We start from the raw sequence: 13,865 nt of genomic DNA on the forward strand, positions 1-13,865 counted from the left end.
AAAAAGACATCACCGCGGGATTCTTCTATCCAGTCAAAATCATTTTTTCCCTGAGAGAGAAGACCGAGATAGCTGTACACGACATCGCCGTGGGAAATGGCGGCCGACGATGTTAAGCCGGGCATAGATAAGGAATGGAGACGTTTATGTAAGGTCAAGGATTGAAGAAGTTCCCCTATCAAGAGAAGTCCACTGGCAGATATAATATAATTATCCGTTAATTGGATATCAAATCGACGTTTCATTTTTTCACCTTCCGGGTGCATTCATCCAATAAGATGAATAGGATCTTAACCCCTATTTTATCAAGGTTTTGAAGGGTATGTCGAAAGATATTATCACGGATTCAGGTTTAAAAAATCGCCCTAATAATCGGGCGATTTTTTTTTGAAGTAGATGATGTCATTTATAGTGAATTGCCGATTGGTTATTCCTAACTGCTGTACGGGGGTTCATTTTTCCTTTCCCGTCTTCCGGTCAAATCTGAGAAGAAGGTCCCCTTTTTCTAATAGGCCGCTCCTTTTCTTATACTGCAAAACCCCCTCAAAAATAAAACACCCATCAACGTAGGTGTCCCCCTCTCATTGATGGGTCATTGGACTGCTCACCATACCCCTATCCGTTCGAAACGGGCGTGCTGCGTACCCTTGTGCCGGGCATATACCGTAGTTTTTTAAAAGCCTTATCGGCCAGCCACATAACCAGGTAACCAACGCAGCTTGCCGCAAAAAACGGAATAAACCCTGGAGCAAACAACATCAGCTCCTGCAGGCCGTAGATCCCCACCCCCATCGCAAACACGTAGTGAGGATAAGACATGGCAACGAGCAGAGCCGTGCGTATATAATGCACCAGCTTCAACTCAAAATGGGCGTACGTCGGAAAAATAAATAAGAGAATCATCGCAAAAAACACGCTCAATACAAGAAACGCGTAGCGCAGCATCATCATCCACCACGCCGGGGCCTGCACCAATTGAAAGTTCACATAAAGCAGCGTGCCAATCACAAGGAGGACCGCACCCAGGGCGTTGGATTTTAAGAACTCCGTTTTATATGTCTTCCAGAAAAAGCGGAACACCTCTACATCGGCATTTTTGTGAATCCACTGGCGTACGACCGAAAACATCGCCACCGTTGCCGGCATGAATCCGAACACGACAAGACCGGCCAGGGTAAAAGCAAGCCAAAGGATATTCACGTACGCCATCCGGGAAATCAGAAGACTGATTCGATAAAATCCTGCCATTAACCCGTTGAATTCCATGTTCCATCTCCTCCCTTTTGCAGCAGATTTGATTGATCCAGCGCTTGCTTCAGGATATGAAGGGCCTGTTCTTTTTTATCACTGTACGCTGGAATCACGGCAATAAGCGGTGTGCTGAGTGACACCTCCGCCTGCCGCAGCAGGGAGGCGTCTTCCTCTACGACGACAGCGTATACCATACCCTGGTCTTTTCTGAAGACGGCCCCGCCTCTTCCTTCCTCCAGTTCCTGCAGGGAATGCAGACCCTCAGGGTCCAGCGCGGCCTTTAACATCGGTTCTTCCACAATAAAAATATCCCCGTCGTGCCCCGCTACTTCCACCACAAATTTCTCCACAAGCGACGGATAGACCAACATCTTCGTATCCTCCGGCACAGTCGGCATATCCGCGGCATTCCAATCCCTTTTCACGTCATCGGAATACACTTGAATCTCCACACCGCTGTCTTCCTGCCCGCACCCGCTTCCAAGCAGCAGGCAGCCAAAGACCAGGGTGGTGATCACGCTGTTTTTCATTTTTTTATTCCTGCCCCTCGTAGCGGAACCAATCAAAGTCGGCATGATTGGAACTCTCCCGCCCGTTGCTTGACGTGAACATGCCGATATAGGCTCCGGTAAAACCGCCTGCTATGTCGGTGCTTAGAATTCTGCCGTCTGCGTCTTCTGCCACCGGCTCGAGAGTGTCTTCAGCGCCCCCTGCATAAAAGCTGTATGACTGCCTCCGGGCTTTTACTTTCAGGAGGAGCTGCTTCCCATCATATGCCATGTGCCCGAGAACTTCCTCCTCCCCGTCTGTTCGTTTCACGACCCGGACGCCGCGCCCGTCTTGAAATTCTCCGTACTCTAGGCGGAATTGGAAGTTATGATTCTGAAGCAGCAGCAGCCCCGCCGTTTCCCCGGGCTGTGCCGGCTGAAACTCCATCTTGGTTTGCGCGGTCATCGACAGATGCTGCTGCTTCCGCCCGGCAAAACTCGGATTGGCCACCTCGGTGACCGCTTCTTTTTTCGTTTGCAGTCTAAGATAACCGGGTCTGTCCTCAAGCGACCAAAATGTGTCATGCGGCGTCCGGATGAAGTTCCATACATCTCGCAGGGTATCTGTATCAAAATGATCTAAAGAAGCCTCCCCCTCCACCGGCGTATCCGGCAGGTCCGGGCGTTTCATTTCCTGCTCGATCACGCCTCTCCCCGGATTTACAAGCGGCCACTCATCCTCCCAGATAAACGGAACGAGAAAGGTTTCCCGGCCGAGGTTGCGGTATTCACCCCCGTATGGACGCGAGGCGAGGCAGACCATCCACCACTCCCCGTTCTGCGTCTCAATGATATCCGCGTGGCCGACGTTTGTGATGTCAGCAAGCCTCCCGAGATGCCGGTGGGTCAAAATCGGATTCCGCCTGCATCCTTCATACGGGCCGGTGATACTGCGGCTTCGTGCCATCGTCACCGCATGGGTGAACCCCGTGCCGCCTTCTGCGATCATTACATAGTACCAGCCGTTTTCAAAATAGAGATGCGGGGCTTCCTGGGCGTGGGCGGTTTTTAGTGCTCCTTCCCACAAGCTGTACACCTCACCGGTCAGCTGCTTTGTCTTTAGATCCAGCTCCTGCATCCAGATCTCATTGTGCTTAGGATATTCCCGGCCCCGCGGCGGCTTGCGGTTGCCCGTGTAATACGCCCTTCCATCCGTGTCGAAAAAAATCGAAGGATCAATGCCCGGAGCGCCTTCCAGCCAGTTTGGATCCGACCAGGGGCCGGCGGGGTCTTCGGCGGTGACGTAGAAGTTCCGCCGTTCTCCTTCACGACTGACGACAAACGTGGTAATCATATAGAATACCCCGTCATGATAGCGGATCGTGGGTGCGTAAATGCCGCGCGACGGCGGTGTGCCCTCTAGATCGAGCTGCGAGGGCCGGTCGAGCACGTGGCCGATCTGTTTCCAGTTCACCAGATCTTTGCTGTGAAAAATCGGGACCCCCGGAAAATACTCAAACGTCGAGGTGACCATATAATAATCTTCTCCCACGCGGCAAATCGATGGATCCGGATAAAACCCCTGCAAAATTGGATTTTTGAATGTGCTCATACTGTTATATCCTCCTTTTGTTGAAAATACTGCATCGTGCTTCTATCCTTTCACAGACCCGAGCAGGGCTCCTTTGGCAAAGTGCTTCTGCAGGAACGGGTAAACAAGAAGCACCGGTATCGTTGCGACGACGATGACGGCCATTTTCACGGATTGTTCCGGCGGCGGCACATCCATATAGGTGGAGCCGTCATAGTTCATGCCGCTTGCCAGCACAACGATCTGACGCAGCAGCACCTGTACGGGCCATTTCGATGCATCCTCCAGATACAGAATCGCATGCATATACGTATTCCAGTACGTCACCGCGTAAAACAGCGAAATCGTCGCAATGGCCGGCATCGAACAAGGAATCACGATGCGGAACAGAATCCCAAAATCATTACAACCGTCTATTCTCGCCGATTCCTCGAGGCTCGCCGGCAGATTCTGAAAGAACGTTTTTAAAATAATCATGTTGAACGCATTGATCGATACCGGTATGACGAGCGCGAGCAGAGAGTTCAGCAGCCCTGTCTGCTGCACGACAAGAAACGTCGGGATCATACCGCCGTTGAACAGCAGCGTAAACACGATAAAAAACATGATCACCCGCCGGCCCGGCAGGTCTTTACGCGACATGCCGTACCCGGTAAGCACCGACAGCAGCATGCTCCACAGCGTCCCTCCCGCCGTCACGAAAATCGAAACGAGCAGCGCACGGAAAATCGTATCCGTCGAGAAAATATATTTGTAGGCATCGATACTCCACTCCGTTGGAAAAATCACAAATGCTTTTTCGGCAAGTTCCGCGCTTGTCGTAAACGACCCGGCAATGACGTGCATAAAGGGCAGAATACAAAGCAAGGCGAAAAGAAGCAGCAGTGTAATATTGACGACGGTAAACAAGCGCCCGCCGGCTGTTTTATCCTCTATCATTTTCATCCTCCTCCGGACACTCTAATAAACACCTTCTTCTCCTGCTTTCTTGGCGAGCCAGTTCGCGATCACAACCAGTACCAGTCCGACCAGCCCTTTAAAAAACCCGACGGCCGTGCTGTAACTGAACTGCCCCTGCTTCAGACCTGCTGTATACACGTACGTATCGAATATCTCCGCCACTTCCCGGTTCGACGAATTCAGTAAAAGATAGACATGTTCAAAACCAAGTTCCAGCACGTCCCCGATTTTCAGGATAAGCAGAATGACGATAACCCCTTTGATCGCAGGCAGGGTAATATGCCACATCTGCCGGAACCGGCCGGCGCCGTCGATTTTGGCCGCTTCATATAACTGCGCATCGACCGCCGCAATCGCCGCCAGGAAAATAATCGTGCCCCAGCCCGCTTCACGCCAGATGACCTGCAGGATATACATAGGACGGAACCAGTCCGGGTTCAAAAGGAAATTGACTTCCTGAAAACCGGCCTGCTGCAGCAGTCCGTTTACGATCCCGCCATCCATCGTGAGAAGAACGTAGGTGATTGACACGATAATCACCCACGACATGAAGTGGGGAATGTAAATCAGTGTCTGCACCGACCGTTTCAACGGCATGCTCCGCACTTCATTGAGCATGAGCGATAGAATGATAGGAACCGGAAAGAAGATGATCAACTGTAACCCGAACAGCACAAGCGTATTCTTGAATATCATCCAGAAATCAGGATCGGCAAACAATCGTTTGAAATGTTCCAGACCCACCCACTGGCTTCCCATAATTCCCTGGTACGGTTTATAGTCTTGAAACGATATGATCAACCCGTACATCGGAATGTACTTGTATACGAAAAAATACAACAGACCCGGAAGAATCATCAGATAGATCAGTTTATTTTTTTTGATCCGTTTTTTGATCAGTTCCCATTTCTCGTTTTTGGAGAGAACCTTCCCCGCCTTCGTCTCTGTCTGACTCTGCATCCGTTTTTCTCACCCTTTCTGTATAGGAGGAGGGTCGGCCGCGTGCTGCCGCAGAAATATAACGTCTGCGGCAGCCGGCCTTTTTTCGGGCGTTGACGCCTGCTTACTGCAATTCCTGATAGGCCTCTGTGTACTCCTTGATAATCTGGTCTCCTCCATTGTTTCTCCACGTCTGGACGGCCTGCTCGAAGCCTTCTTCATCCAGCTCGCCCAGGATGAAGTTGTACGTTGCGTCGTTAATGCCCTGCTGCAGTCTTGTGCCCTTCTGCAGATCCGTCTCCGAGTCCAGCGTCAGCGTAGGATCCTCGATGAGAAAATCTTCGTTATCTATATTTAGTTCTTCTGATTTTGCTTTTGGCGCGTACTCCGCTTTCAACTGATAGCTTCCATTCGTTGCGGGCTCCCCGATTTCGAGCGACTGGTACGGTTTCACTTCGCGGTCGAATTTCTGGCTGTCTTCGGTCATCACCGCTTTTCCATCTTCCACCGTATAGTGTTCACCTTTTATTCCCCAGGAAATAAGGTTGGCCGTTTCACGGGTCATCAGTTTGTCAAAGAAATCCAGGATTTTACGGAGTTCCTGTTCTGTTTCCACAGCCGATTTCGGGAACAGCTGCAGGGAACCAAAGCCTGGAATGGACCATATACCGTATTCCCCGTCCGGACCCTTGACGCGGTTGTGCACATCGTATTCCACGTCCGGGTTAATATTTTCTGCATCGTTGTAAAGAGTTCCAACGTCCCCCATCGAGCCTACATAAAGACCCGCGGTTCCGTTTTTGAACATGTCCTGCTGGTCGGATTTACTCGTTACCGGGAAGTCCTGGTTAATGTAACCGTTTTCATGTAACCTCCTGAAAAATTTCATCGTATCCACGTATTCCGGGAACATGAACTCCGGCCGGATTTCCCCGTCCTGAACACCCCAGTCATTCGGCGTGCCAAACCAGGAAGACACGGTTTTAAACGCTCCGTACACAAGATCTTCGCGGTCGGTCAGGCCGATGGTGTCGTCCTGTCCGTCCTGGTCCGGATCCTGCTCGGTGAAAGCTTTGGCGTATTCAAAGAATTCCTCCGTCGTTTCCGGCGGTCCGTCCAGGCCCAGCTGCTCCGCCCAGTCTTTTCTGTAAATCAGACCCTGACGCGACAAAGGACGTCCCTGATAAATCGTATACAACTTTCCGTCCACACGGGAATTGTCGAGCACGTTGTCTTTTAATTTGCTCAGGTTTTCGTATTCATCGAGGTACGGTCCAACTTCCCAGAACTGATCATCCCGGATCGCATCCTTGAACTGATTAAAATGGTTAAAGTTCACATACACGACATCCGGCAGGGTTCCCGTGGAAAAAGCGGTATTGAGCCGGTCATTATAGTTGTTATCAGGAACCCAGTTGATAGACAGGTCAGCACCGGTCTGCTCCTCGACTTTTTCTTCAATGAAAGGTTCCGGCACTTCCGGTGTATGCAGGTTCGACATGATTTCAATCGTCCCGGACCCGCCGCCTCCTTCATTCCCTTCTTCATTTGAAGCGCTTTCATTATTGTTCGAACAAGCTTCCGATACCAACCCAATCAAGCAGAAAGCTACCGCGGTACGTTTCATTTTCACTTTTCATACCCCCATCTAAAAAATGAAATCTGCCAAAAGTCCAGGTCCTTCCATCCTCCTTCTTTTTTTGTTCCCAAAAACAAACACTCCTCTTCCAGCAACGTCGTATTGCTTGATACTATCCTACACCGGCACCGTTGTAAAAAACATAATCATTACGTTACTGCCACCCCAAAACGGCCCGTGTACAGGCAGATGTGAAGCAATGATTACAGTAAATATACTCAAGTTATCTAAAAAAAGCCCGGGTTCCATAGAGAGAAACGCAGGCTTAAAAAAAGGTGAATCCACAGGTGTTCAGGAGGCGTTTTTGTATTTACGCCGGTATTCTCCCGGCGTCATATTCTCCAGCTTTTTAAACGACCGTATGAAATTCTGGGAGTTTTTGTACTGCAGCTTCTCCGCCATTTCTTTAATTGTCATATCGGTATCCAGCAGCCATTTCTTCGCCATCGAAAAACGATACATCGTTAAATAATCACTGAACGTAAACGTCGTCTCCTGCTTAAAAATGCTGCTTAAATAGTTCGCATTGTAATGAAGCCGCGCCGCGCAGTCTTCGAGACTGATATCCTTATCGTAATGTTTATGGATAAGATCAATCATCTTTTCGGATATATTTAAATACTGCGACCGGCTCCGCGCCTGGAAAACGTGTATGAGCGGCTCAATCATCCTGCTTTTGAACCACTCTTTGACTTCATCTCTCATCTGCAGCTTTAATACTTCTTCATAAAAGGAAGCATTGAACATCTCAAGCTGCTCGAAGCTGATGCCGTTCTCCTGCTTTAGAATAAGCAGATTGTTCAACAGCCGCATCATCGATATCTGGTACTCCCGCGGCGACTGCGAATTCTGGAAGGCTTTTTGAATCCACTTGTTCAAAAGGTCCGCGGCTTTTTCGGATTCGGCCATCTTCACCGCATCGATCAATTCTTCCTCAGTCCGTTCCGGATAAGAAAAAATCACCGAGTGCTTCCCTTTGTGGATACTGTTGAAATGAATAACGACCCCTTTGCCGAGCTTAATCCGGTGTTTCAGTGCTTCCATTCCTTCCAGGTATCCCCTTGATGCCCTTTTAATCTCATGAAAGGCGGAGCTGATGCCGATACTGGTGGATATATGAAGGGTCTCTTTAATATTTTGCTGAATATGCTCTGTGATTTCGTACATGCATGTTTTGGCCTGCTGGACCGAGTCTGTTCCGGACCCAACGAGGCTTACCAGGGTTTTATCGATCCATACCGACGACAGTTTGTTTGCTGCCGGAATCGATTCTTCGACGATGTTGGTTACGGCGAAGTGAAGCAGCTCTATGTCTTTCCAGTCATAGGAGGAATGATCCAGTGCATCAATCTGGAGCGTGAGCACATTCATATCACCCCACGTCTCCACGCGCTCTTTTAGTTGAAAATAATCCAGTTTTTCTTTAATTTCTCCCGTCGTGTAACTGCCAAGGTATAGTTTGCTGATGAATAAATGTTGAATCTGCTGCGTATGGTCATGCAGTTCCTGCTTTAAATCAGAATGCGTGGAAAACATCTCATGGAGCCGGTTTTCGATGTACTGCAGCTCATTTTTTGTGGACAACGATTTGTCGTCCGGCCAGGTTTCTTCGATATTTTTCACCAGTTTGTTGACTGGAAAGTATAGCTTCCGGCTCACGATAAACACACCGGCCAGGCTCACGGTGACCAGGAGTATGATAATAACAAGGGTAAACCAGCCGATATTCTGCGATTCTTTTGTCATTTCTTCAATGGAATTAAAAGATAAATAAGTCCAGTGATTAAAATCCGATTTGTAATACGTCACGGTGCGGGGTGTTTCGTCTGTTACGATATCAAATTGTCCCTGTTTTCCCTGGATGGCGTCCGTTGATTGCACGTAACCGGTCCCGGTCAATGTCCTGCCAATCATGGACGGATCGCTGTGCACGACAATGGTATGGTTTTCATCGGTGATCATGACTTCGTCCGAGAGATCATCCATGTTAATCATCTCCACAAGGCCGCACGTTGGAATCTTGGCAATCGCCATGCCGAATTTGTCCGTTCGTTTCGCCGGCAGCTTCTTGATGAGGCCGATGCTGTTTTGGCAGCCGCTGTAGCTCAGCTGCTCCTGAAAATCTTCTCCCTGCATCAGTACCCAGCTGGAATCAAATTCGAGGTTCCGGTAGGACAGATACTGCTCCCTATCCGGGTGTTCCCTTAGAGCCTCCACTCCTTCATTCTGCAGAATCCAGTCGTGCCTGAAATTAAGAACCACCACTTCTTCCACTTTCGTTTTGTACGAATGGAGTTTGCGTATCGATTCGTTCAGATCCCTGTAAATCTCAAAATCCCGGCCCGACATACTGGACGTGACCGCCTCTTCCATCAGAGGATTGTTGGTGATATGGTTCATGCTGTGGTCAACCGTCAGAAGCACCTGTTCCACATTGGAGTTAATCTGCCGGATCATCTGCTTTTTTTCATCGTTTACTTTCTCCTGTATCACCTCCGAAGAGTGACCGTAAGAAAAAAAACCGACCAACATAACCGGGACAATACTGAAAATACACCCAAACATGATTAATTTCGTTAACAGACTTTTTCTCATGTTTACCGCGGCTCCTCTGTATTCATGTCACTGCCCGTTTTTTAACCGGGGAGGTCCGGCGTGAAGAGAACCTCCCCTTTCCTGTTACAGTTCAGGCTTCCATCCGCCAAGCACCTGTTCGGCCGTATAGTCCGCCGCTTCGTCTTCCCTTAATTGAGGCCGCTGTTCATTCACTACAGCCCCCGGACCGTCATTGTTGTATTCATAAAACCTTGCTTCCTCCGGAGGGAACCCTCCCATTTCGGTCCAGCCTTCCTGCTTAATATGCGCACCCAGGGTACTGTTTTTAAACACGACGGAGGCGACCGCTTCCGGATTTCCGCCGGGCTGCCACGGCCTGCCGAGGTGCACCGTATCGGCTGCAGCATCACTTGTCAGCTCACTGTTCAGAAACAAAAAACCGTACGGATGCTCGGTCAGCGTGCTGGCTGCGGTGATATAGCCGTTGTTCGTGTCCGAACCACGGTCGAGCGAATGCACGGTCGTGTCTTCAAACACCGCCCGGGCGCCGCCGAAGATGAAATCAACGTCCCCTTCGATATAGCTGTCGTGGTAATAATGGGTACCGGAATTCGCGAGCAGCGTATCCTGGTGACCGAGAAACGCCACATTATCAAAAATCAAACGTTCTCCCCGGGCATTCACCGCGACAGCCTGACGCCCTTTTACACCATCTTCTGCGGAAAAAGAGTTTTCAAACGTCAGATCAGCCGCTTGAAAGTCATCCGCTTTAATAAAGACGGATGCACTGGCGCTGGTGCCGATCGTTCCACCCACGCCGTTCGCTTTGCCGGCATGGTTGTCATACGTAATAATCGTTTTGTCCCGGCTTTCGCCTTTCAGGGTGATAAACGGTTTCCCCGCCGGCACCTCGACGACTTCTTTGTACGTGCCGTTTTTAACCTCGATGGTAACGGGGCTGGTGTTATCATCCGGTACCGCATCAATGGCGGCCTGCACCGTTTCATAATCGCCGCTTCCATCTTTGGATACAGTGAGCGAGCTGTTTTTCTCCTCCACTTTTTTCGAGTAGTCGTTGATTTTTTCAACATCTCCTTCCTGCAGGGTTCTGTCCCATTGATCCACCGAATTGGTTTCCTGGACCTGTGCGTATACGTTTCCTTCAAAGTACCCTGTCTGTCCGGCCGTGTCGAGCAGCGATTCCGCGTAGTTCCCGGCCCATTGGTAGCCGTCCCGTCTTTCTTTTTCAACTTCCTGGATATCGTGTTGGATCACGCCGTCTCTGCCGGAGAATATCGGCTTATTGGTACCGATTTCATAAAACCTGTACCAAAGAGTTGCTCCCGGTTCCTCCACAAAGTATTCATTGTTCTCACTGCCTCCGCTCACGTACCGCATGTCTTCTACTTTAACTTCTTCAAACCACTGCAAAGCTCCTTCCACCGCCTGCTGCATTTTTTCTGTCTGGTTTTCCCGCGACATTAAAAAGCGGATAACAGGAACAGATTCGGATCCTGAAATAGAAGGATGTTCATAGCTCCGCGCCTGCACCGGTTCATAGGTGAAAGGATCATGCTGAGCTCCCCAGGCCGTTAACGTCCCATCGACTTCAATCTGCGCGTTCAGAATATACTCAACAGCCAGATCAAGGGAATCCTGCAGAGAGGTACGGTCCTCCTCACTCATCAGATTTCCCTGAAACGGGTACTCCTGTTTTACCATGTCGTCCATGAGATCCAGCACCCGCACCATGGCATTATCGTTAAAGGTGACGGCGTCCGAGTAATTGCCGCGTCTTGGATACACCTGGGCAAAGCCGCCGGTGTCATACTGCAGTTTATCGAGAAAATTCAACCCCTGGTGCACCGCTTCTTTATACTTTTCCTCCCCTGTTGCCTGATACACTTCCGACAGAAAACGGATTTCTTTCACGGTGGCGTTGTTGTCGATCATGCCAAGATCGGTGCCGTCTTCTTCCCATTCCGACCGTGGTTCTTCCCCGTCCCACGGCGCACTGTAGTCGATGGCTTTCGACCAGCCCCCGTGTTCCATCTGCCACGTCAGCATGTTATCCGCTTTTTCCACCGCATCGTCCAAGTTACCGGAAAAAGAAGGCTCGGTTTCTTCCGGGAAAAACTGCGCCCCGTCCTGCAGTTCATCCATACTCTTCATAACAAGCACGGTATTGCCGAACGTATCGGTTGTTACGGCTGCTTCGCTGATCCGAAGCTCCTGGTTCAACAGCGGTGTCAGGCTTTCCCACTGTCCAGCCGGAATCGACACCCCGATATCCTCCACCTGCACGTCGGGTATTGTTCCATTCAGCGTCACCGCAATAAGGTGCGGCGTCAGCATATCGGCTTTGGCCACCTGCACGATGCCGGTGTTTTTGTCCGAGTGATTGGTGAGTTCTCTCGCGAATGTTTCCGCTTCGGCCCACGTCATGTCAGACGGTATGGCGGGCTGCGATGCACGGTCTTCGTTCATCCAGCCTTCCCCGGCGATACGCCCCATCATTCCAGGTCCTTCTTCGTTATCGGGAACAGCGTCCAGCAGATCCGCTGTGATCAGAGCCGTCTCCCGTTTGGTGATGGGTTTATTCCATTGCAGCTGCTCATCCAGATGATCCGGAATATATTGATGGGCCCGCGCCGTTTCTTTCACGTAAGCGCCCCACGCTTTGCCGGTCTGCCCGCCGTTTCCGGTGTGCGGCATGTCACTCTGATCAAACCCAAATGCCTTGTTGATCAGCGCCGCAAATTCCAGCACCGTGACCGGATCATCCTGTTTTTCCTCGATGTCCGCCTTCATACCGATGTCTTCCATCTTTTTCACGATCACACCACCGGCCAGCTGCTCGAGCGGCACATTTTCTGTGTCCACGTCTTTGCGGCCGTCACCGGTATCGATGGTATTGTGAATGCGCAGGTGATCAATATTTCCTCCGCCTTCTGCGCCTACCGCAGTTAAGCGGATCGTCTGCGTTCCTTTATCCAGATTCACCTGCATCGATTCAGTTTTCCACGCGTTCCAGGCCGGTGTCGGGGGAAAACGAAGTTCTTCTTCTGCCTCCCCGTTCACGCTGATTTTTGCCGGCCTGTCACTGCCGCCGGCATGGGCGTATTTGACATCCAGCGTGTACTCCCCGGCAGACGGAACATCCACCGTCCACTCCACGTAGCCGCCCGGTACATTTGGATTAAAATCCGTAAACCCTTCTCCTGTGAAGCCGGTATGTTTGTTATCAATGATGACGCCGTCATGAACGGCTGTTTCGGCTTCTTTCACTTTATCCACGGCAGGACGCACAAGCAGGTGGTCGATATTGGCGCCGCCCTGGGCAGCAGCTGCGGTCAGACGGATCGTATGGGACCCTTCCGTCAGAGAAATCACGGCCTCGGCGTAGTTGTAATCATCAAACTGCCCCGTCGGCTCGAAATCCAGTTTCCCGACTCTTTCTTCTCCATCGACCTGAACGACCGCGTGACGATTCTCAGATCCCCCGTGCGCGTACCGGAACCCGAGCCTGTAGTCCCCTTCAGACGGCACGTCGATGTTCCACTTTACGTATCCCCCGGGCTCATTCGGATCAAAATCCACAAACCCGTCGCCGGTGTACCCTTTGTGTTCGGTGTCCGTCACAATTCCTTCGCCCTCTGCCGCTTCGGCTTCATACACGTTTTTGTCCGCCGGCTGATCCTCAGACGCAGCCGCGTGTGGCGCGACCAGCAGAGCAGCTGTTACAGCAGCGGTATAACAAGCTGTTTTTTTCACTGTTTTCGTCCCTCCCTCTTTGTAATTAATTATTCTTCTACATGCTCTTGTTTTCTCCGAATTTCTAACCTATCAATGATTACCAGCTAGATGCGTTCCCACCTCACGGACACATATATTGTTATGTCTAACAATTTGAACCAGTACAGAATCCTTCCACCTGTCCAAACAGGAATTTGTTGGTAAATTAGTATATAACCGTGCTCTTGGAAATCACCCACATCGCACATGGTCGCTAACCCTCCCATATATCACTGGCTGAAGGTCCATACATTCCTTCGTCCGGCGTATCCATGTGGTGGGGGGCGGCTAAGCTCCTTTGCTGGGTCTGGGCCCGAATGGATAAAATGAACGCCGCCTCGGCACTATTGGTGTTTGTTCTATAGGCAAAAAAGAACGAGAAACAAGGTCGTATCAGACGTGAACATTAGGCTGCTTGAGCTTGAGATCGTCTTCGATCTCTGAGGAGCTTCGCTCCATCAAAGGCGCATTCCCGCTGCCCCATCACAAACAGTACTTTTAAAAGTTTTCCACACAGGGCTACAAGAGACTGTGTCTTTTTTAACGGACGGTCGGAACGCTTCGTCAGCTCCTCATGAAGGGCATGGAACGTGTCATTGTGAGCGACGAGAGGACGAATCGCTAAAAAGAGAATGCGGCGTAAACG

At 50.5% G+C, this 13,865-nt stretch carries 8 protein-coding genes and 2 pseudogenes; all 10 read right to left on the reverse strand.

The annotated features are described in order from the left end of the window. Positions 1–245, reverse strand: a pseudogene (locus BM058_RS17250) (IS1380 family transposase); the annotation flags it as partial. A 370-nt stretch (positions 246–615) separates the two neighbouring features. Beyond that, the gene (locus tag BM058_RS17255; RefSeq protein ID WP_090928853.1) at positions 616–1,266 is read right to left on the reverse strand and encodes a YesL family protein; all 651 of its coding nucleotides are present in this window, start codon (positions 1,264–1,266) and stop codon (positions 616–618) included. Continuing rightward, positions 1,248–1,781 carry a hypothetical protein gene (locus BM058_RS17260; protein WP_090928856.1) on the reverse strand — a complete coding sequence of 178 codons (534 nt, stop codon included), beginning with the start codon at positions 1,779–1,781 and terminating at the stop codon, positions 1,248–1,250. Before BM058_RS17260 ends, BM058_RS17255 begins: the two co-directional genes overlap by 19 nt. Before the next feature lie 4 nt (positions 1,782–1,785). Continuing rightward, positions 1,786–3,351, reverse strand: a complete 1,566-nt coding sequence (locus BM058_RS17265; RefSeq protein WP_090928858.1) for a glycoside hydrolase family 43 protein — start codon at positions 3,349–3,351, stop codon at positions 1,786–1,788. 42 nt (positions 3,352–3,393) lie between these two features. Then, complete coding sequence (locus BM058_RS17270; protein WP_090928861.1) at positions 3,394–4,269, reverse strand: carbohydrate ABC transporter permease; 876 nt, start codon at positions 4,267–4,269, stop codon at positions 3,394–3,396. Between the two features lie 21 nt (positions 4,270–4,290). Continuing rightward, positions 4,291–5,250: an ABC transporter permease gene (locus tag BM058_RS17275; RefSeq protein ID WP_090928864.1), complete on the reverse strand. Its 960-nt coding sequence runs from the start codon at positions 5,248–5,250 to the stop codon at positions 4,291–4,293. Between the two features lie 103 nt (positions 5,251–5,353). Further along, positions 5,354–6,856: an extracellular solute-binding protein gene (locus tag BM058_RS17280; RefSeq protein WP_090928873.1), complete on the reverse strand. Its 1,503-nt coding sequence runs from the start codon at positions 6,854–6,856 to the stop codon at positions 5,354–5,356. A 303-nt stretch (positions 6,857–7,159) separates the two neighbouring features. After that, entirely contained in the window at positions 7,160–9,463 is a 2,304-nt protein-coding gene (locus BM058_RS17285) for an AraC family transcriptional regulator (RefSeq protein WP_090928866.1), read from the reverse strand. Positions 9,464–9,547: 84 nt separating this feature from the next. Continuing rightward, positions 9,548–13,198: a pectate lyase gene (gene pelA / locus BM058_RS17290; RefSeq protein WP_090928869.1), complete on the reverse strand. Its 3,651-nt coding sequence runs from the start codon at positions 13,196–13,198 to the stop codon at positions 9,548–9,550. A 427-nt stretch (positions 13,199–13,625) separates the two neighbouring features. Then, positions 13,626–13,865 (reverse strand): annotated as a pseudogene (locus BM058_RS17295) (IS110 family transposase); the annotation flags it as partial.

It is taken from the genome of Salibacterium qingdaonense (assembly GCF_900114715.1).
Lineage (GTDB): Bacteria > Bacillota > Bacilli > Bacillales > Marinococcaceae > Salibacterium > Salibacterium qingdaonense.